16 protein-coding genes and 1 tRNA gene are annotated in these 18,472 nt (G+C 72.4%); 5 read left to right on the top strand and 12 right to left on the bottom strand.

Annotation, left to right across the window (positions count from 1 at the left end; all coding sequences use genetic code 11):
* Positions 1 to 26: 26 nt before the first annotated feature.
* The 3 genes from DEJ43_RS24350 to DEJ43_RS24340 form a co-directional block, all read right to left on the bottom strand.
* Positions 27 to 2,003 (bottom strand): tetratricopeptide repeat protein, encoded by a 1,977-nt coding sequence (locus DEJ43_RS24350; RefSeq protein WP_015036044.1) that lies wholly within the window; start codon positions 2,001 to 2,003, stop codon positions 27 to 29.
* A 204-nt stretch (positions 2,004 to 2,207) separates the two neighbouring features.
* A tRNA-Met gene (locus DEJ43_RS24345) sits at positions 2,208 to 2,281 on the bottom strand.
* 45 nt (positions 2,282 to 2,326) lie between these two features.
* A complete protein-coding gene (locus tag DEJ43_RS24340; RefSeq protein ID WP_015036043.1) occupies positions 2,327 to 5,230 on the bottom strand; it encodes a UPF0182 family membrane protein in 2,904 nt (967 codons plus the stop codon).
* Between the two features lie 135 nt (positions 5,231 to 5,365).
* Here DEJ43_RS24340 and DEJ43_RS24335 point away from each other — a divergent pair, with 135 nt between their 5' ends.
* The gene (locus DEJ43_RS24335) at positions 5,366 to 5,917 is read left to right on the top strand and encodes a PPA1309 family protein (RefSeq protein WP_015036042.1); all 552 of its coding nucleotides are present in this window, start codon (positions 5,366 to 5,368) and stop codon (positions 5,915 to 5,917) included.
* Positions 5,918 to 6,025: 108 nt separating this feature from the next.
* Here DEJ43_RS24335 and DEJ43_RS24330 read toward each other — a convergent pair whose 3' ends face one another.
* From DEJ43_RS24330 to DEJ43_RS24315, 4 genes are all read right to left on the bottom strand, one after another.
* A complete protein-coding gene (locus DEJ43_RS24330) occupies positions 6,026 to 7,114 on the bottom strand; it encodes a YlbL family protein (RefSeq protein ID WP_015036041.1) in 1,089 nt (362 codons plus the stop codon).
* 66 nt (positions 7,115 to 7,180) lie between these two features.
* Entirely contained in the window at positions 7,181 to 7,315 is a 135-nt protein-coding gene (locus DEJ43_RS38590; protein ID WP_257788032.1) for a hypothetical protein, read from the bottom strand.
* 310 nt (positions 7,316 to 7,625) lie between these two features.
* A complete protein-coding gene (locus tag DEJ43_RS24320) occupies positions 7,626 to 8,087 on the bottom strand; it encodes a molybdenum cofactor biosynthesis protein MoaE (RefSeq protein ID WP_015036040.1) in 462 nt (153 codons plus the stop codon).
* Positions 8,088 to 8,199: 112 nt separating this feature from the next.
* Complete coding sequence (locus DEJ43_RS24315) at positions 8,200 to 9,309, bottom strand: SDR family oxidoreductase (RefSeq protein WP_015036039.1); 1,110 nt, start codon at positions 9,307 to 9,309, stop codon at positions 8,200 to 8,202.
* 214 nt (positions 9,310 to 9,523) lie between these two features.
* Here DEJ43_RS24315 and DEJ43_RS24310 point away from each other — a divergent pair, with 214 nt between their 5' ends.
* Both DEJ43_RS24310 and DEJ43_RS24305 read left to right on the top strand, forming a co-directional pair.
* The gene (locus DEJ43_RS24310) at positions 9,524 to 10,957 is read left to right on the top strand and encodes a zinc-dependent metalloprotease (protein WP_041662852.1); all 1,434 of its coding nucleotides are present in this window, start codon (positions 9,524 to 9,526) and stop codon (positions 10,955 to 10,957) included.
* Positions 10,954 to 11,475 carry an NUDIX hydrolase gene (locus tag DEJ43_RS24305; RefSeq protein WP_015036037.1) on the top strand — a complete coding sequence of 174 codons (522 nt, stop codon included), beginning with the start codon at positions 10,954 to 10,956 and terminating at the stop codon, positions 11,473 to 11,475. The genes DEJ43_RS24310 and DEJ43_RS24305 overlap by 4 nt, the downstream gene beginning before the upstream one ends.
* A gap of 60 nt (positions 11,476 to 11,535) precedes the next feature.
* Here the strand turns inward: DEJ43_RS24305 and DEJ43_RS24300 are convergent, their stop codons facing one another.
* The 4 genes from DEJ43_RS24300 to DEJ43_RS24285 form a co-directional block, all read right to left on the bottom strand.
* On the bottom strand, positions 11,536 to 12,291 hold the full coding sequence (locus DEJ43_RS24300; RefSeq protein WP_015036036.1) for an AIM24 family protein: 756 nt from the start codon (positions 12,289 to 12,291) through the stop codon (positions 11,536 to 11,538).
* Between the two features lie 19 nt (positions 12,292 to 12,310).
* A complete protein-coding gene (locus tag DEJ43_RS24295) occupies positions 12,311 to 12,991 on the bottom strand; it encodes an AIM24 family protein (RefSeq protein ID WP_015036035.1) in 681 nt (226 codons plus the stop codon).
* 14 nt (positions 12,992 to 13,005) lie between these two features.
* Complete coding sequence (locus DEJ43_RS24290) at positions 13,006 to 14,676, bottom strand: TerD family protein (protein ID WP_015036034.1); 1,671 nt, start codon at positions 14,674 to 14,676, stop codon at positions 13,006 to 13,008.
* Between the two features lie 134 nt (positions 14,677 to 14,810).
* The gene (locus DEJ43_RS24285) at positions 14,811 to 15,386 is read right to left on the bottom strand and encodes a M48 metallopeptidase family protein (RefSeq protein WP_015036033.1); all 576 of its coding nucleotides are present in this window, start codon (positions 15,384 to 15,386) and stop codon (positions 14,811 to 14,813) included.
* Positions 15,387 to 15,628: 242 nt separating this feature from the next.
* Here DEJ43_RS24285 and DEJ43_RS24280 point away from each other — a divergent pair, with 242 nt between their 5' ends.
* Both DEJ43_RS24280 and DEJ43_RS24275 read left to right on the top strand, forming a co-directional pair.
* On the top strand, positions 15,629 to 16,768 hold the full coding sequence (locus DEJ43_RS24280) for a TOMM precursor leader peptide-binding protein (protein ID WP_015036032.1): 1,140 nt from the start codon (positions 15,629 to 15,631) through the stop codon (positions 16,766 to 16,768).
* A gap of 41 nt (positions 16,769 to 16,809) precedes the next feature.
* Positions 16,810 to 18,159, top strand: coding sequence for an ABC1 kinase family protein (locus DEJ43_RS24275; RefSeq protein ID WP_015036031.1), 1,350 nt, complete (start codon positions 16,810 to 16,812; stop codon positions 18,157 to 18,159).
* A 34-nt stretch (positions 18,160 to 18,193) separates the two neighbouring features.
* On the opposite strand, the gene DEJ43_RS24270 is transcribed toward DEJ43_RS24275, so the two are convergent.
* Positions 18,194 to 18,376, bottom strand: coding sequence for a hypothetical protein (locus DEJ43_RS24270; protein WP_015036030.1), 183 nt, complete (start codon positions 18,374 to 18,376; stop codon positions 18,194 to 18,196).
* Positions 18,377 to 18,472: the final 96 nt, after the last annotated feature.

Genomic DNA, 18,472 nt, shown 5'->3' with positions numbered 1-18,472 from the left:
CCTCACGCCGTCGGCCGGCGCACGCCTCACGCCGTCAGCTCCTGGTGCAGCGCCTCGCTCAGCCGCGCCGCCCGCTCGGCGACCTCCGCCGGGCCCAGCTCCACCGCGCGGGCGCACCAGCGGCGCCCCTCGGTGAGCTCCCCGCGCCGGGCCGCGAGCAGCGCGAGCCGCAGCGCGGCGCGGCCGTGCCCGGCCCGGGCGGCCCGGGTCCACCAGAGGGCTGCCTCGCGCTCGCTGCCCTCGCGGGCGAGGAGCAGCCCCAGGTTGAAGGCGCCGTTGCGGCTGCCCGCCTCCGCCGCCTCGCGGTACCAGCGGTCGGCCTCCGCCAGGTCGCCGCGCGCGGCGGCGAGCATGCCGACCCGCACCTGGGCACGGCGGTGGCCCTGCTGGGCGGCCCGCTCGTACCACTCCTCGCACTCGGTCTTCTCCTCCCGGGGCGCGCCGAGGACGGCGGGTCCGGGGTCGGGCCGGCGCGCGTCGAGCACCGAGGCGAGCCGGAAGGCGGCCTCGGCGCTGCCGCCGCCGGCCGCGCAGCGCAGGTGCCGCTCGGCGGTCCGCTCGTCGCCGTCGCGAAGGGCGGCGATGCCGACCTGCAGGGCGGCCTCGGTGTGCCCGGCGGCGGCCGCCCGCTCGTACCAGACGAGGGCCGTACGGTCGTCGTCCCGGCCCGCGTGCAGGATGCCCAGGTTGAAGGCAGCGTCGACGCTGCCCGCCTCGGCGGCCTTGGAGAACCAGGGCTCGGCGCCGTTGGCGTCGCCGGCCTGGAGGAGCAGGACGGCGAGCGCGTTGGCGGCCTCGCGGTGGCCCGCGTAGGCGGCCCGGCGGTACCACTGCTCGGCCTGCGGGATGCGGTCCTGGGCGGCGCAGAGCAGCCCGAGGTTGTAGGCGCCGTTCACGTCGCCCGCGTCCATGGCGGCCCGGTACCAGCGCTCGGCGGTCTGCTGCTCGCCGCGGGCGGCGTGGAGCGCGCCGAGGGCGTTGGCGGCGTTGCCGTCGCCGTCCTGGGCGGCGCGCAGCCACCACACGGCGGCGCTCTCCTCGTCGCCCGCGTCGCGGAGCAGGAAGCCGAGCGCGCAGGCGGCCTTGGCCTCGCCCTCCTTGGCGGAGCTGAGGTACCAGCGGCCGGCCTCCTTGAGTTCGCCGCGGTGCTCCAGGATCGCGCCGAGGTGCAGCGCGGCCCGCCGGTGGCCGCGCGCGGCGGCCTGCCGGAACCACTGCTCGGCCTCGGCCGATGCGCCGCCGGGCTCGCCGACGGCCCGCGCGGGCACGGCTGTTCCGGCTCCGGAGGCGGCCGCCCCGGCCGGTGCGGGCGCGGTCGCGCCGGTGGGCACGCGCAGCCGGGCGCCGGTCTCGTGCGGGCCTCGGGCCGTCTCGGTGGCGCGCCGCTCCAGGGCGAGGGCGAGCCGGTACGCGGCCTCGCGGTGGCCCTGTTCGGCGGCGGCGCGCAGCCAGCGCTCGGCGCCGACGTCGCTGCGGTGCTCCAGGAGGTCGGCGAGGGCGTACGCGCCGAGGGCGTGGCCCTGCTCGGCGGCCTGGCGCAGCCAGTACTCGGCGGCGGGTTCGTCGCCGCGCTCGCGGTGGTGGCGGCCGAGCGCGTGGGCGGCGGGTGCGGAGCCGGCGACAGCGGCGACGCGCCACCAGCCGGCGGCCTCTTCGGCGTATCCGCGCTGGTGCAACAGGACCCCGAGGTTGTTCGCGGCGGCCCGGTCGCCTTCGGCGGTGGCGCCGCGCAGGTAGGGCTCGGCGCCGTCGAGGTCGCCGCGGCGCAGCAGCAGCGCGCCGAGGGCGCTCATCGCGGCGAGGTCGCCGCGCTCGGCGGCACGCCGGTGGCGGGCCTCGGTCTCGGTCTCGTTCTCGGCGTCGGGATCGGTCTCGGCGGTGGTGTCGACGGCCGCATCGACGGCCCCTACTGCCTCGATGATCTCGTCTGCGGCGTTCCTGGCATGCCGCTGCACAAACCGCCCTGTCTCCAACAGAGTTGCCCTGTCCCCCATAAATACCATCGTCGCACCACCCGCAACCCGAGCACACCTGGTATACCGCAGCCAGTGAGGTCACTCAGCGTTTTGTCGACATGCCCACAGAGAGACAAGTCAAACACGACTCACGCCAACTCGCCCCCTCCCTACCGCTCTTCGGGCACCGCACGCACGCCGACACACGACGAGGGCCCGGATCCTTATGGATCCGGGCCCTCGTCCTCTGAGTAGCGGGGACAGGATTTGAACCTGCGACCTCTGGGTTATGAGCCCAGCGAGCTACCGAGCTGCTCCACCCCGCGTCGGTGAACCAACAGTACCACGGACGCGGGATGGAAAACCTCAGGTCAGCCGCCTGATCCGGTCGTCTTGAGCTTCGCGCCGGCTTCCGCCGCCTTCTGCAGCGCCGCCTGGAGGTCCTCCTGGGCCTTGCCGTAGGCCGCCCAGTCGCCCTTCTGCAGCGCCGCCTCGCCCTCGTCGTACGCCTTCTGGGCGTCGGCGATGGCCTGCTTGAGCGCGGCGTCGTTGGTGGCCGGCGGCGGGTTGGTGGTGCCCGGCGGGGTCGTCGGCGTGGTGGGCGGCGGTGTGGTCGGCGCCTCCACCCCGAAGACCGCGTTGAGCGCCTTGGTGAGGTTGTCCTCGAACACGGTGGTGTCCTTGGTCGTGTCACCGTTCGGCTGGTCCGCGTCCACGTACGACACCGCGACCTTCTTCAGGAGCGGGTAGAGCGCGTTCCGTCCCTGGGCGTACACCGGCTCCACGTACAGGAAGCCGCCGTCGAGCGGGACCGTCAGCAGGTTGCCGTACTGGATGTCGGAGTCGGCGCCCTTCATGTCCCGGACGAAGGTGGCCACCGACGGCAGGCCGTTGAGCTTGCTCTGCACCTGCGCCGGGCCCGGTACGTCCTCGGTGACCCGCAGCAGTCTCAGCCGGCCGTACTCCTTGCTGGTGGCATCGGCGTCGACCGCCATGAAGCCGCCCAGGTTGGGCCGTCCGTTCGGCGTGAACGTGGTCGTCAGCGAGAAGCGCTGCGAGGCGTCCCCGGGCATCTTCATGCTGAGGTAGTACGGCGGGACCGCGTTGCCGTCCTTGTTGGTCGGGTCGTCCGGCACCTGCCAGGCGTCCGAGCCGCTGTAGAACTGCGCCGGGTCGGTGACGTGGTAGCGGGTCAGCAGCTCGCGCTGGACCTTGAACATGTCCTGCGGGTACCGCAGGTGCTGCATCAGGTCGCCGCTGATCTCGGACTTGGCCTTGACCGTGTCCGGGAACGCCTTCATCCAGGTCTTCAGGACCGGGTCCTGGGTGTCCCACTCGTAGAGGTTCACCGTGCCGTCGTAGGCGTCGACGGTGGCCTTCACGGAGTTGCGGATGTAATTGACCTGGTTCTGCTGGGCGACGACGGCGCGCTGCTGGTTGCCGACGGTCAGCGAGTCGGCCGTGGTGTCGCCGAGCGTGGTGCGCGAGGCGTACGGGTAGCCGTTGGTCGTCGTGTAGGCGTCGACGATCCACTGGATCCGGCCGCCGACGACCGCCGGGTAGGCGTCCCCGTCGATGGTCAGCCAGGGCGCGACGGCCTCGACGCGCTCCTTGGGCGTGCGGTTGTAGAGGATCCGCGAGCCCTCGCCGATGGCCCCCGAGTAGAGGATCTGCGGCTCGCTGAACGCGACCGCGTAGGCGGCGCGGTTGAACGTGTTGGAGAGGTTGACCCCGCTCTTGCCCTCGTAGCTGGTGGTCTTCTCGCCGTTCTCCTCGTAGTCCAGCTCCTTCTGCGGGCCGCCCACGATCGAGTACTGGTCGGTCTTCTCGCCGTAGTAGATCCGCTGCTGGTACGAGCCCAGCATGCCCGTGGTCGGCAGCCCGGCCTCGGTGAAGACCGGCGAGCCGTTGGCGTCCGTCTGGGTACCCGAGGCCATGATCGCGCCGTAGCCGTGGGTGTACGTGAAGTGGTCGTTGATCCAGTTCCGCTTCGGGATGCCCTTGATGTTGAGCTCACGGAGACCGACGACGGTGTCCTTGCCCGCGTACCGGTCGACATCGAGCGTCGTCGGGAACTGGTAGTACTTCCGCTTCTGCTCCAGCTGCTGGAACGTCGGCGAGACGATGTTCGGGTCGAGGACGCGGTAGCTGGCCGCCGAGTCGGCGTTCGTCCGCAGCTGGTCCTTGGCCTTCACCGTCGACTTGCCCGAGTAGTTCTCGGGCTTCGTGCCGTCGATCGCGTACGCCTTGCGGGTGGCGTCGATGTTCTTCTGGATGTACTCCGCTTCCTTGGCCTGCTCGTTCGGCTGGACCTGGAACTTCTGCACGATGGCCGGGTACAGGCCGCCGATCAGGATCGCGGAGAGCACCATCAGACCGAAGCCGATCACCGGCAGCTGCCAGGTGCGGCGCCAGAGCGTCGCGAAGAACAGCACGGCGCAGATCGCGGCGATGCAGAACAGGATGGTCTTCGCCGGCAGGTACGCGTTGGCGTCGACGTACCGCAGGCCCGTCCAGTTGCCGGTGGCCTTGAAGTCGCTGGACTTCACCGCCAGGCCGTACCGGTCGAGCCAGTACGCCACGGCCTTCAGCGCCACGAAGACGCCGAGCAGCACCGAGAGGTGGCCGGTGGCCGCCGCGGTGGCCCGCGCGCCCGGGCTGGTGATCCGCAGCCCGCCGTACAGGTAGTGGGTGAGCGCGGCCGCGATCAGCGACAGGACGACGGCGGCGAAGCCGAAGGCCAGCAGGAAGCGGTACCAGGGCAGGTCGAAGGCGTAGAACGCCACGTCCAGACCGAACTGCGGGTCCTTCTGGCCGAACTTCACGCCGTTGACCCACATCAGCCAGGTGCGCCACTGGCCCGAGGCCGAGGCGCCGGCGATCAGCGCCACCAGGGCCGTGACCGCGAGCAGCACCCACTTCCTGAAGGGCGCGAGCCCCATCCGGTACCGGTCGAGGCTCTGCTGCTCCAGCGACATCGCGCTGAGCGGCGGCCGCAGCCGGTACGCCAGCCAGATGTTCAGGCCGACGGCGACCCCCATCAGCAGGCCGAAGACGGCGAAGAGCCCGATCTTGGTCCACAGCGTGGTGGTGAACACGGACGAGTACTTGACCGAGCGGTACCAGAGCCAGTCCGTCCAGAACCCGGCGAACATGACGAACGCCATGGCCAGAACGGCCAGCACCCCGAGAGTCATGAGCAAGGTACGGGCCCGCCGGGACGGCCGGCCGACTCTCATCCTTGGCCCGGACGGGCTACCGCCGCGGTCCGGCATCTGGAAAGCCAACGTGCGCCCCTCGATGTTGATGCGTCTGAAAGCAGGCCCCGCGATCGTAGAGCCCACTGATGCAACTTACTGAGGCTTTACCTAGTTCCCGTGTTCCGGGGAAGAGGAGGCAGGATATTGGTCATGTCCAACGTTTCCCCCTCCGGCCCGGCGATGGCCGCGAGCCCCCTCACCCGCGCGGTGCTCGAGATCGACGAGTACGCGGCGGGCCTCGGCTGGGACCAGCCGGCCCGCCTCTTCGCCCTGGTCGACACCGCACGGCTGCGCGCCAAGGAACCCGCGCTCGCCTCCCAGCTGGGCCTGGGTGACGACGCCACCGCCTACACCCCGATCGAGCAGGAGAAGCTGCCGCGCGGGAAGCCCCTCGACGAATTCCTCGGCACGATCGCCTGGCCGCCCGGCGTGGCAGGCTGCGCCCTCACCGTGGAGCGGCTCATGCTGCCCCCTTCGGCCGAGGCGCAGGTCCCGCAGGGCCTGAACGAGAAGCAGCTCGCCAAGTGGGTGGCCGCCCACCCGGACCGCCAGGAGGTCCGGATGACCGTGGCGGTGCTGCGCGGCGGCGCCCGCGAGGCGGCGATCCGGCTGCGCGAGAAGGACACCGCGACCGAGGTCCTGACCGGCCCCGACCTGGTGCCGGGCCTCGCGGAGGCGCTGAAGGCGACCTTCGAGAGCTGAGCCGTACGCGGAGGGGCGCCCGGTCCTGTCGACCGGGCGCCCCTTCGCGTACCCCCGCGTGCGTCGCACCTCCGTGCGGACGCGTTCTCCGTGCCTCCGCGCGCGTGCTCAGCTCTTCGAGCAGCTCGGCAGGGACGTGGTGTCGCCCGCGCGGAGCTTCTCCAGCGACTTCGTGGCGTCGTCGATGGTGTTCACCTTGACGAGGGTGAGCCCGTCCGGGGTGTCCCGCGCGGCGTTCTCGCAGTTGTCGGCCGGGGTGAGGAAGTACTGGGCGCCGGCCTTGCGGGCGCCGACCAGCTTCATCTCGATGCCGCCGATCGGGCCGACCTTGCCCTCGTCGTCGATGGTGCCGGTGCCGGCGATGAACCGGCCGCCGGTGAGGCTCTCCGGGGTGAGCTTGTCGACGATGCCGAGGGCGAACATCAGTCCGGCGCTGGGCCCGCCGACGTCGGCCAGGTTGATGTCGATGGTGAACGGGAAGACGTGGTCGGTGCCGGCCTGGATGCCGACGACGGCGCGGTCGCCCTCCTCGGACGTGGTGGTCGTGATGACCACCTTCCGGGTGACGGTGGGCTCCTTGCGCGCCTTCTCGGCCGCGGCCGCCTCCTTGGCGGGGACGATCGTGAACTCGACGTCCTGGCCGGGCTTGCGCTTGACGACCTGCTTGGCGACGTCGGCCTGGTCGGTGATCGCCACCCCGTTGACGGCCTTGATCACGTCACCGGCGTGCAGCTTGCCCTCGGAGGGCGAGCCCTTGACCACCGAACCGACGACGACCCGGGAGACGACCGGGATGTTCAGCTCCTTGAGGGCGGCCACCTTGGCGCTCTCCTGGGACTGGCTGAACTCCTCCGCGTTCTCCTGGCTCGACTCCTCCTCGGTCTTGCCGTCCGGGTAGAGCGTGTCGTGCGGCACCACCACGTTGTCGTGGGCCAGCCAGCCGTACACGGCTTCGACGGCGTTCATCTTGTAGTCCGCGCTGGTGACGCGGACCGTCGTCATGTTGAGGTGCCCGTCGGTCGGGTAGGTCTTCCGTCCCGAGATGTGCAGGACGGGCTCTCCCCTGGCCTCGCCGAGGGTGTTGACCGTGGGCCCCGGGCTCATCTCCGCGTACGGCACCGGGATCAGGACGCCTGCGATGAGCAGACAGATCAGGACCAGGGTGGAGGCGAGCATCGTCGCGGTGCGGCGTGGCATGGAACGACAGTACGGGACTCGTCTGTGGGTGCACCCCTGGGGCGGGTCCGTACGAGGGGGCGGGCCTCAGCTCGACGGCGAGGTGGCGGCACCGCCCGTCGAGGCGGCCGGTTCGAGCTCGGCCCGAGCGGAATCGGGGGTCGGGGTGTGGGCGCGTTCCATCGCGTCCCGGAAGCGTGCGTAGCCGGCGAGTTCGGCCACGTCACCTATGGTCTTGTTCCTCGAAGCCCAGCTTCCCCATATCGCCGCGCCGACGACTGCGAAAAGCGGAATCAGCAACCAGGCCAGCGCTGCCATCCCGACCTCCCATCCCCAGTGAGTTGATCAGCAGACTGTGTCATCTGTGAGACCAACGCTCGCGCCTGGGGGGCGGTTACGCAAATCGGGCGTTCGGCTACACCCCGTCGGCGCGCCGCCTTGCGCGCGACCCGGGTCGCCAGGGGGCCTCAGCAAGCACCCACCCTCCCCCAGCCTTCGGCCGGGGGGACCCCCACGCTAAGGGTGGCGGGCTTCAGCAGGCGCCCACCCACTCTTCGGTGCCGTCCGAGAAGGTCTGGTGCTTCCAGATGGGGACCTCGTGCTTGAGGTCGTCGATGAGCTTGCGGCTGGCCTCGAAGGCCTCCCCGCGGTGCGGGCAGGAGACGGCCACGATCACCGCGATGTCGCCGACGACCAGGTCGCCCACCCGGTGGACGGCGGCCAGCGCGCGGACCGGGTAGTTCGCGACGACCTTCTCCGCGACGCGGCGCAGCTCCGCCTCCGCCGTGGGGTGGCAGGAGTAGCCCAGCGCGTCGACGTCCGCGCCGCCGTCGTGGTTGCGCACGGTGCCCACGAAGAGCGTCGTGCCGCCGGAGGCGTCGTCCCCGACCGCCCGGAAGACCTCGTCGAGGGAGAGCGGCGACTCCCGGATCGCGAGGAGCTTGATCGGGTCGGCGGCGGCCTGCTCGCCAGGGTGGTCGTGGGTCTTTGCCATGAGCCCATCGTGCCGCACGCGCGCGAGATACCGGAATAGCGGTTTCGACCGGCGGTCGGCGCCGCCCGTAGGAGGGTCCTACAGGGGCCGCCGACCGGCCGGCCGGGCCGGGTCAGATCCCGCGCCGCTTCCGCATCTGCCGGACCAGCGCGGCCGTGCCGAGGAGGGCCACCGTCGCACCGGCCGCGCCCGCCGCCGTGGCGTCCTTGCGGCCGAGCCGGCGGCCGGCGACGGTGTGGCGGCCCTCGACCTCCTCCAGGAGCGCGGCGAGCACCTCCTCGTTCGTCCACTTCGGCCGCCAGCCGGCGTCGTGCAGCCGTCCGACGCTGACCACCCACGGGTGCATCGTGTACGCGAGGTCGCCCGCCGGGGACGGTGTCAGGCCGATGCGGTGGAGGCGGGCCGCCGCGCCGAGGGCGACGGCGGAGGGCAGCTCCATGCGCCGGATGCCGGAGAGCTCCTCGACCTCCTCCTGCTCGAGCCAGCCCTCGCAGCCCACCGCGAACTCCCCGTCGACCTTCTCGAGGGCCGCGTACTCCAGGGCGCTGACCAGGTCCTCCACGTGGCAGAACTGCCAGGTGGGCCGGGACCCGGCGACGACGAGCAGCCGCGGCGACTCGAAGTAGCGGGTCAGCGCCGTGTCCGTACCGCCGACGAGGACGGCCGGGCGGACGACGGTGACGTTGAGGCCGGGGTGTGCGCGGGGGGCCCGGCGGCCGAGGCGCTCGATCTCCAGCATGTCGCCCACACCGGTCGCCTCGGCCGTGGCCCGCAGCTCGGCGTCCTCGGAGAGCGGGATGTCGTTGTCGGGCAGGGCTCCGTAGACCATCGCCGAGGTGCACAGCACGACCCGGTGGACCCCGGCGGCGGCCGCCGCGGTCAGCACGGTCTGGGTGCCGCGCACGTTGTAGGCCGTCCGGGCGGCGGGGTCGGTCTCCAGGTCGAGGTCGACGGCGAGGTGCACGACGACGTCGGCGCCCCGGAGCTTCTCGGCGATGGCCGGGTCGCGCACGTCGAGGATGTGCCACTGCGCCTCGGCGACCTCGCCCCGGCGCTCGTCGATCGCGACGACCTTCTTGATCTCGTCGGACGCGGCGAGGCGCCTGGTCAGCAGGTCACCGACGCCGGAAGCGGCACCGGTGACCGCGACGACGGGTCCGCGCACGGCGGACCGGGTTGAGTGGTTTCGCGCTCCGCGAACCTGAGGATCTGGGGAACTCACCGGGCGTCTCCAGCGGTTGTCTTCAGTACGGACGCGCATGACGCGTACGGACCAGGTGGCGTCCATCCTGCCGCAGGGCACGGCCCGGCGGAGCACCGAGCCCATTTCCGGCCCGGATGTCTACGCTGGTGGTGTGCGGGGCCTGCCTGGGCAGGCCCTGGTCGGGCAGTCGCCGTCGGCAGGAGGCCGGCGGCCCTACGAGCCGAGGAAACCTGTGAGTGACACCCCATTCGGATTCGGCCTTCCGCCGGAGGAGCCGGAGAACGGCGACGAGGGCAAGAAGAAGGACCCCGCCGGAGGTGGCCAGGGGTCCGGTGGCCAGGGCGGTGGCAATCCGTTCGGCGCGAACCCGTTCGGCTTCGGCGGGCTGCCCGGCATGGGCGGTCCCGGTGGCGCGGACAACCCCTTCGCGGCGATGTTCGGCTCGCTGAACCCCAACGATCTGGGTGCGGCCTTCCAGCAGCTCGGGCAGATGCTGAGCTACGAGGGCGGTCCCGTGAACTGGGACATGGCCAAGCAGATCGCCCGCCAGGTGGTCGCCCAGGGCACCGCCGACGGCACCAAGGACGCCAGCGTGGGCCCGGCGGAGAAGGCGGCGGTCGAGGAGGCCGTGCGCCTCGCCGACCTGTGGCTGGACGGCGTGACCTCGCTGCCCTCGGGCGCGAGCACGGCCGTGGCGTGGAGCCGCGCCGAGTGGGTCGAGGCCACGCTGCCGGCGTGGCAGCAGCTCGTGGACCCGGTCGCCGAGCGGGTCGGCACGGCGATGGGCGACGTCCTGCCCGAGGAGATGCAGGCCATGGCGGGCCCGCTGATCGGCATGATGCGCTCCATGGGCGGCGCCATGTTCGGCCAGCAGATCGGTCAGGCCGTGGGCGCGCTCGCCGGTGAGGTCGTCGGCTCGACCGACGTGGGCCTGCCGCTCGGCCCGGCCGGACGGGCCGCGCTGCTCCCGCTGAACGTCGAGGCCTTCGGCAAGGACCTGGGCGTGCCGTCCGACGAGGTGCGGCTCTACCTGGCCCTGCGCGAGGCGGCCCACCAGCGTCTCTTCGCGCACGTGCCGTGGCTGCGGGCGCATCTGTTCGGCGCGGTCGAGGGGTACGCGCGGGGGATCAAGGTCGACACCTCGAAGCTGGAGGAGGCGGTGGGCCAGCTGGACCCGACGCATCCGGAGCAGCTTCAGGAGGCGCTCCAGCAGGGCATGTTCCAGCCGGAGGACACCCCCGAGCAGAAGGCGGCCCTGGCCCGTCTGGAGACGGCGCTCGCGCTGGTCGAGGGCTGGGTGGACGCGGTGGTCCACGAGGCCGCGAAGTCGCGGCTGACCTCGGCGGACGCGCTGCGCGAGACGCTGCGCAGGCGCCGGGCCTCGGGCGGCCCCGCCGAGCAGACCTTCGCGACGCTGATCGGTCTGGAACTGCGGCCGCGGCGGCTGCGGGACGCGGCGCGCCTGTGGGCCTCGCTGACCGACGCGCGCGGTGTGGACGGCCGGGACGGTCTGTGGGAGCACCCGGACATGCTGCCGACGGCGACCGATCTGGACGACCCGGACGGCTTCGTGCACCGCGAGCACCTGGACTTCTCCGAGATCGACAAGATGCTCGGCGAGGCGGCGAAGGGCGATGCCCCCGAGGACGGGGACGGCAAGGCGTGACTCTGTACGACGACGCGGTCCTGGTGCTCAAGGAGTACGGGGACCAGCCGGAGCTGCGCGACCTGTATCTGGCGCACCTGGACGCGCATCCGGACGGCATGTACAAGCCCTGTCAGGCGGGGCACCTGACCTCCAGCGCGCTGGTGGTCGACCCGGTGAGCGGGCGGGTGCTGCTGACCCTGCACAAGAAGCTGGGCATGTGGCTGCAGATGGGCGGTCACTGCGAGGCGGGTGACGAGACCGTGGAGGCGGCCGCGCTGCGGGAGGCCGCCGAGGAGTCGGGGATCTCCGGGCTGACCCTGCTGCCGGGCGGTCCGGTGCGGCTCGACCGGCATCCGATCCCGGCGCCGTGCCACTGGCACCTGGACGTGCAGTACGCGGCACTGGCTCCGGCGGGCGCGGTGGAGCAGATCAGCGAGGAGTCCCTTGACCTGCGCTGGTTCGCGTACGAGGAGGTGGCGGGCGTGGCGGACACGTCGGTGGTCCGTCTCCTGGAGAGCACGCTGGCGCGCCTGTAGCGGGACATGGAAAGGGGGGCGGTCGCCATCCGGCGACCGCCCCCCTTTCCGTGCGTGTGCCTAGTTCCAGGCGTTGTTCTGGTTCTGGGCGTGGGAGCCGTGCTGGCCCGCGCCGAACTGGGCGGCGATGCCCTGGCCGATGGCCGCGTTCTGCGGGGGCATGACCTCGCTGGGCTGGACGAGCGCGAAGCCCTGGCCGAGGAAGCTGAGCTCCCAGCCCTCGCCGGTGTTGCCGCGGCGGGTGCGGACGCTGGAGTTGTGCGTCTGCGCCTGCATCTGGACGCGCAGCCCGGTGGACCAGGCGACGATCGCGTCCGCGTCGACGCTGACGTACTTGTCGGGCGTGACGTGCATCATCAGCGGCTGCCCCGAGGTCATCAGGGCGACCTTGCCGCGGCCGGAGATGTTGAGCTGGTACTTGCCGGTGCCGGAGACGCCGTACTGGCTGTCGACGGCGATGACCTCGGTGTGGAGGGTCGAGTCGAGCGCCAGGACGTACGCGCTGTCGACGGTCAGGCCCTCCTGGTCGACGTCCACGACGTGGACGTACTGGGCGAGGTTGGCGAAGTAGACCGTGCCCTGGCCGGAGCAGCGCATCAGGTCCAGGCCCTCGCCGGTGCGGGCCTGGGCCCGCCGCTGGTTGGGGGTCTTGTACTCGCCGTCGAAGTCGACGAGTCCCTGGTACGCGACCATGGCGCCCTTGCGGGCCAGGACGTCGTCCTGCCCGGTGAGGCTGACCCGCAGGAGCTGCGGGTTCTGGATGACGTACCGCTCCTGGCTCTGCTGTTCGGCGTGGTTGAAAAGCGGGCTCTGCATGGTGTGTTCTCGCTCCCCCTCAGCCCCGGACCCGCAGGCGGTCGGTGCTGTCCTCGCTCGGCTGTACGACGACGATGCCCTGGCCCGAGAAGGCCATCTGGAATGCCTCGCCGCTGCCCCGCCCGATGAGGGAGGACGCCTTGAAGCTGCGCTTGCCCTTGACCTTGAGCGACGGCGACCAGGCGACGAGCGCGTCGGGGTCGACGTAGGTCTCGTCGTCGCCGCGGCCGCAGTCGACGACGATCGGCGTGCCGCGCGAGGTCAGCGCGACCCAGCCGGTGCCGGCGATCTCCACGTTGAACAGGCCCTGCCCGGCGAACTTGGCGAGTCCCTTGACCCGCTCGACGCCCCACTGGAGGTGGGCGTCGAAGGCGAGGAGGTTGGTGCCGTTGACCGAGATCGAGTCGTTCTGGAGGTTGATCACGACGACGTCGGCGCCGTAGTCGGCGAGGTAGAGCAGTCCGTCGCCGGAGCACTTCATGATCGGCGCGCCTTCGCCGGTGACCCACTGCTGGGCGACCTGGCGGACGGCGGGCGGGTTGGGCTCGTAGGTGATGTAGCCCTCGTAGGAGACCATCGAGCCGGACCGGGCGTAGAGGTCCTGGCCGGAGGCCATGGCCACCCGGAGCATGGTGCGGCCGTGGTTCTCCATCCGGGCCGCGACGGGGGTCGGGGCGTAGCCCGCGAGTTGCTGGTTCATGACTTCGGGCTCCCTCAGACCTCGTAGGGCTGGACGACGATGAAGTTGCCGGGGGCTCCCCGGAACTGGAGGTTGACGGTCTCCCCGCTGTGGCCGGGGTAGGCGTTGCGGCGGAGCCGCACCTGGCTGGAGAGGATGACCTGGGACGCGGAGGACCAGGCGACGACGGCGTTGCAGTCGGCGAAGGTGGTCGGCGTGACGGGCAGCACGACGGGCACGCCGTGGGTCTTCACGACGACGGTGCCGGAGCCCTGGAACTGCATGGTGAACAGGGCGCCGCCGGGGATGCCGTGGCCTTCGATGCGCCGGACCTCGTACTGCAGGGACTCGTCGAACGCGAGGACGTTCTCCGCGGAGACGCAGATGCCGTCGCCCTGGAGCTCGATCGGGTGCAGATGGGCGCCCGCCTCGGCGAGGAAGAGCTGGCCGCGGCCGGTGCAGCGCATCAGCTGCATCTCCTGGCCGGTGGCGTTGCCGACGATCCGGCCGGCGAATCCGGCTCCCTTGTAGGAGAAGTCGACCTTGCCCTGGTACATGACCATGGAGCCCTGCCGGGCGAGCACGGGCGTGGCGCCCATGGCGAGGTCGACCCGCATCAGCTGCTGGTTCTGCGGGGTCCAACGGGCGCCGGTGGGCGTCTCCTTGTACGGCGCGAGCGCGGCGGCGAGGCCGGCGCCGGTCGCCGGGACGCCCTGCGGGACGCCGGGCTGCTGGCCGTACGCCGGCTGCTGTCCGTACGGGGCGGGGGCGGCCTGCCCGTACGGCGCGGCCTGCGGCGGCTGGCCGGGGTACTGGCCGGGTGCCTGGGGCGGGGCCTGGCCGGGGTACTGGCCCGGCGGCTGGCCGGGGACCTGGCCGTACGAGGGCTGCTGCGGCGGCTGTCCGTAGGGCCCGGGGGCCGGGGCGGGCGGCGGGACCGGGGCGGGCGCCATCGGCGCGACCATCGTGGGCGCGGTGTGCACCGGCTGGGCGGGCGCGGGCGGCACCGGCGCGGGCGGGGCCTGCGGCGCGCCGAACGCGGGAGCGGGCGCGGGCGCCGGGGGTGCGCCGAACGCGGGCGCGGGGGCCGGGGCCGCGGGGGCGCCGAAGGCCGGGGGCGCCGCCGCCTGCGGCGGCGGGGCGAAGCCGGGGGCGGCCTGCTGCTGGGCGGGCTCGTCCTCGGCGACCTCGCCGCCGAAGTTCCGCAGGAGCGCGTCGAGACCGCCGTCGAAGCCCTGGCCGACGGCGGCGAAGCGCCACACGTCCTTCAGGTAGAAGTCGCCGAGCATCACCGCGCGCTCGGTGGTGAACTCCGCGCCGGTGAAGGCGTACCGGGCGACCTCCTCGCCGCCCGCCACGATCCGCAGGTGGCCGGGGCCGATCTGGGACATCTGGCCGGCGCCGTCGATGGTCGCGGTGAACGACAGCTTGTGGATGTTCGCCGGGATGCGGTCGAGGGTGACGCGGAACGACTCGGTGTCACCGGACTGCGCCCCGAGCAGCTGCACGGACTCCTCGGGCGTCTTCGGCTGGTTGAAGAAGACGAAGTAGCGGTCGTCGGAGAGTCTCTCGTCCGCGTCGAGTCCGAAACAGCTGATGTCGAAGGTCAGTCCGGGCGCCGCGATCTGGACACCGACGTACAGATCGGTCCCCGCGGTGAGATCACTGATCTTGGCCTTGTGGCCGCGTTGGAATTCCCTGGCCATGCGTAACGACCGTCCCCCATCCCGAATGGCGATTGCTCGCGCCAGGCTAACCGCTGAGTGCGACATTGAGACAGCTCAGGTCGTTTTCGGTACGGAATCGGGAAACGGGTGCGGCCGGGACTCCTGGTGGTGCGTCACTCCTCGCGGGCGGCGGGGAGGTGCGGCAGCCGGTCGGCGGCGACGACGCCCTCCAGATAGCCGCGCGCCCGCTCGGTGCGGGGGTACGCCTCGAGGAGCCGCCAGAACCGCGGGCCGTGCCCGGGTACGAGCAGGTGCGCCAGCTCGTGCAGGAGGACGTAGTCGACGACGTACTCGGGCATGCCCTGGAGCCGGTGGGAGAGGCGGATGCTGCCCTCGGAGGGGGTGCAGGAGCCCCAGCGGGTGTTCTGGTTGGTGACCCAGCGCACGGAGCTGGGGCGGGCCCGGCCGTCGAAGTACTGCTCGGACAGCCGCAGGGCCCGCTCGGTCAGCTCGCGGTCGCCGAGGACGCTCCGGCTCTCCTGGGCGGCGAGCTTGTCCAGCATCACACCGACCCAGCGGCGCTCCTCGGCCTCGGACATCCGGGCGGGGATGAGGACCACGGTCCGGTCGCCCTCGCGGTAGGCCGAGACGGTCCTGCTCCGTCGTGGGCTTCTGCGGACCTCGACCGCACTCGTCCCCGCACCGCGGTGCGGCTTGTCGGTCACGCTGCGCTGTGGGTCGCCGGGCACGGCCCCGACGTTACCCGCTGGCCGCGCGGTAAGTCCCGCCTGCGGGGTGGTTTCGGCAACGATCCGAGCACACCCCACACCATTCGAATGACTAATCCCCTCACCTGTGGACAACTTTCCACACCCCGGCGGGACCGCGGGGCATTCTCCTCTCGGGGCGGCGAAAGGGCCGTTGTCGATCACATGTCGATCGCACACATGTCGATCACACGTCGTTGTCGATCATGAATGGGGCGGGGGAAATGCATCCGATGGTGAAACCGGCACTGCGGCGTGCCTGGCGAAATCTCCGCTGCCTCCAGTTCGGGGTCACCCCCGCGCACGCCGTGGTCCTCGACGCGGTCGACCGGCGGACCGGATCGCTGCTCGGGCTGCTCGACGGCACCCGTGGCACGGAGCTCCTCCGTGCCGAGGCGAGGACGCTCGGCCTGCCGGACGGGCACCTGGACGCGCTCCTCGGCCGGCTGGAGTCCGCCGGGCTGCTCACCGACGCCGCCACCGGGCGGCCGGGGAAGGCGGGGCCCGCGGCGGGGGCCGTGGACCGGGCACTCGATCCACTCCGCGCCGACCTGGCCTCGCTCTCCCTGGTGCACGCAGGACCGGAGCGGGCTGCCCGCACCCTGGCGGCCCGGCGGTTCCTGCGCGTCCAGGTCAGAGGCGCCGGCCGGGTGGGGGCGACGGTCGCGGCGCTGCTCGCGGCGGCGGGGGTGGGAGCGGTCGAGGTCGTCGACGCGGGCCGGGTGGAGCCCTGGGAACCGGCCCCCGGCGGGCTTCCGGCGGAGTCCGTCGGCGAGCTCCGCGGCACGGCCGCCCGACGCCTGGTCGGCCGGTGGCGGAGGGCGCGCGCCCCGCGCCGGCCGGGTGGCGCCGCCACGGGGACCGGTCTGTCACTCGTCGTGGTGACACCACGGGACGGCCTCGGCGCGTACGTCCCCGATCCGCTCCCGGCGGCCCGGTGGGTCGCCACCGGCACCCCCCATCTGTACGCCGGGGTCCTGGAGGCCACCGGGACGGTCGGGCCGCTCGTCCTGCCGGGCGGCACGGCCTGCGCCCGGTGCCTCCAGGAGGAGCGGACCGACCGGGACGAGGCCTGGCCCCGGCTGCTCGCCCAGTGGCGCTCCGGCGCCCCGCATCCCCTGCCCGCCTGTGACCTGGGTCTCGCCACGGCGGTCGCCGGGCTCGCCGCCGCCCATGCGCTTGCCTTCCTCGACGGGGACCTGCCGGCGAGCACGGGCACGCGGTGGGAGGCGTCACTGCCGCTGTTGGAGTGGCGGGCGGAGCGGCTGAGACCCCATCCGTCCTGTCCCTGCGGGGCGGCACGCACGGGAGAGGGGGAGCGTGCCTCGGCAGCCGGAGGCGCGCAGGACACAATGGCGGGGTAACGGCCCTGCGCGGCACGGCAGTCTGGGTTTTGGAGGGGCGTATGTCTGATCTTCCCCGGAAGGCGGTCACCCGGACCGCCAAGTTGGCCGCGTTGCCGCTCGGCTTCGCGGGCCGGGCCACCTGGGGCCTGGGCAAGCGGATCGGCGGGAGATCGGCGGAGCTCGTCGCCCGCGAGCTCCAGCAGCGCACGGCGGAGCAGCTGTTCAAGGTGCTCGGCGAGCTCAAGGGCGGGGCCATGAAGTTCGGGCAGGCGCTGTCCGTCTTCGAGTCGGCCCTGCCCGAGGAGGTGGCCGGGCCCTACCGGGCGGCGCTGACGAAACTCCAGGACGCGGCGCCCCCGATGCCGACGCGGACGGTGCACGCGGTGCTGGAGGAGCGGCTGGGCGCCCAGTGGCGCGAGCTGTTCCTGGAGTTCGAGGACAAGCCGGCGGCGGCGGCCTCGATCGGCCAGGTGCACCGGGCCGTCTGGCACGACGGGCGCGAGGTCGCGGTGAAGGTGCAGTACCCGGGTGCGGGCGAGGCGCTGCTCTCCGACCTCGCGCAGCTGAGCCGCTTCGCCCGGCTGCTCGGTCCGCTGATCCCGGGGATGGACATCAAGCCGCTGATCTCCGAGATGCGCGACCGGGTCTCCGAGGAGCTGGACTACGCCCTGGAGGCGGCGGCCCAGCAGAAGCACGCGGAGGAGTTCGCGGACGATCCCGACGTGCTGGTGCCGGCCGTGGTGCACCGGGCGGACCAGGTGCTGGTGACGGAGTGGATGGACGGCATCCCGCTCGCGGAGGTGATCGCGGACGGCACCCCGGCCCAGCGGGACCGGGCGGGGCAGCTGCTCGCCCGCTTCCTCTTCTCGGGCCCCGCGCGCACCGGTCTGCTGCACGCCGATCCGCACCCGGGCAACTTCCGGCTGCTCCCTGGGCCCGAGGAGGACGGGGGCCCGGAGAGCTGGCGGCTCGGGGTGCTCGACTTCGGGACCGTGGACCGGCTGCCGGGCGGGCTGCCGGAGACGATCGGGACCTGTCTGCGGATGACGCTCGCCGGTGAGGCCGAGACCGTCTACGCGCTGCTGCGGGCGGAGGGCTTCGTCAAGGAGTCCGTCGCGCTCGACCCGGACGCGGTCCTGGAGTACCTGCTGCCGATCATCGAACCGGCGGAGGCGGAGTCCTTCCTCTTCACCCGGGGCTGGATGCGGACCCAGGCGGCCCGGATCGCCGACCCCCGCTCCCCCGCCCACCAGCTGGGCAAGCAGCTGAACCTGCCGCCCGCGTATCTGCTGATACACCGTGTGACGTTGAGCACCATCGGGGTGCTGTGCCAGCTGAACGCGACGGTCCGGCTGCGGGCCGAGCTGGAGGAGTGGCTGCCGGGCTTCGTGGCACCCGCCGCCGACTAGCCGGGGGGTCGCCGCCGCGGGGTCACCGCGCCGGTCACCACCAGGAGGAGTCGAGGCGGCCTTCGATGGAGCGGATGTTGGCGCGGGCGCACTCCTCGCAGAAGTAGCTGCGCCGGCCGTTCTCCACCGAACAGGTCCAGGTCAGCGGCAGTGTCTCGGCCGTCTTGCCGCAGCGCGCGCAGACGAGGGGCCCCTCGGGGTCACGGGCGTCGTTCACCCTCGTGACGATAACCCGACGAAGGGCCGCGGCGGGGACAACGCACCGCGGGGGCCGGTCCGTTCGGACCGGCCCCCGCGAGGGCGCCCCTGGGGG

It is taken from the genome of Streptomyces venezuelae ATCC 10712 (assembly GCF_008639165.1).
Classification (GTDB): Bacteria; Actinomycetota; Actinomycetes; order Streptomycetales; family Streptomycetaceae; genus Streptomyces; species Streptomyces venezuelae.
This window is presented reverse-complemented; position numbering and strand designations above follow the sequence as displayed.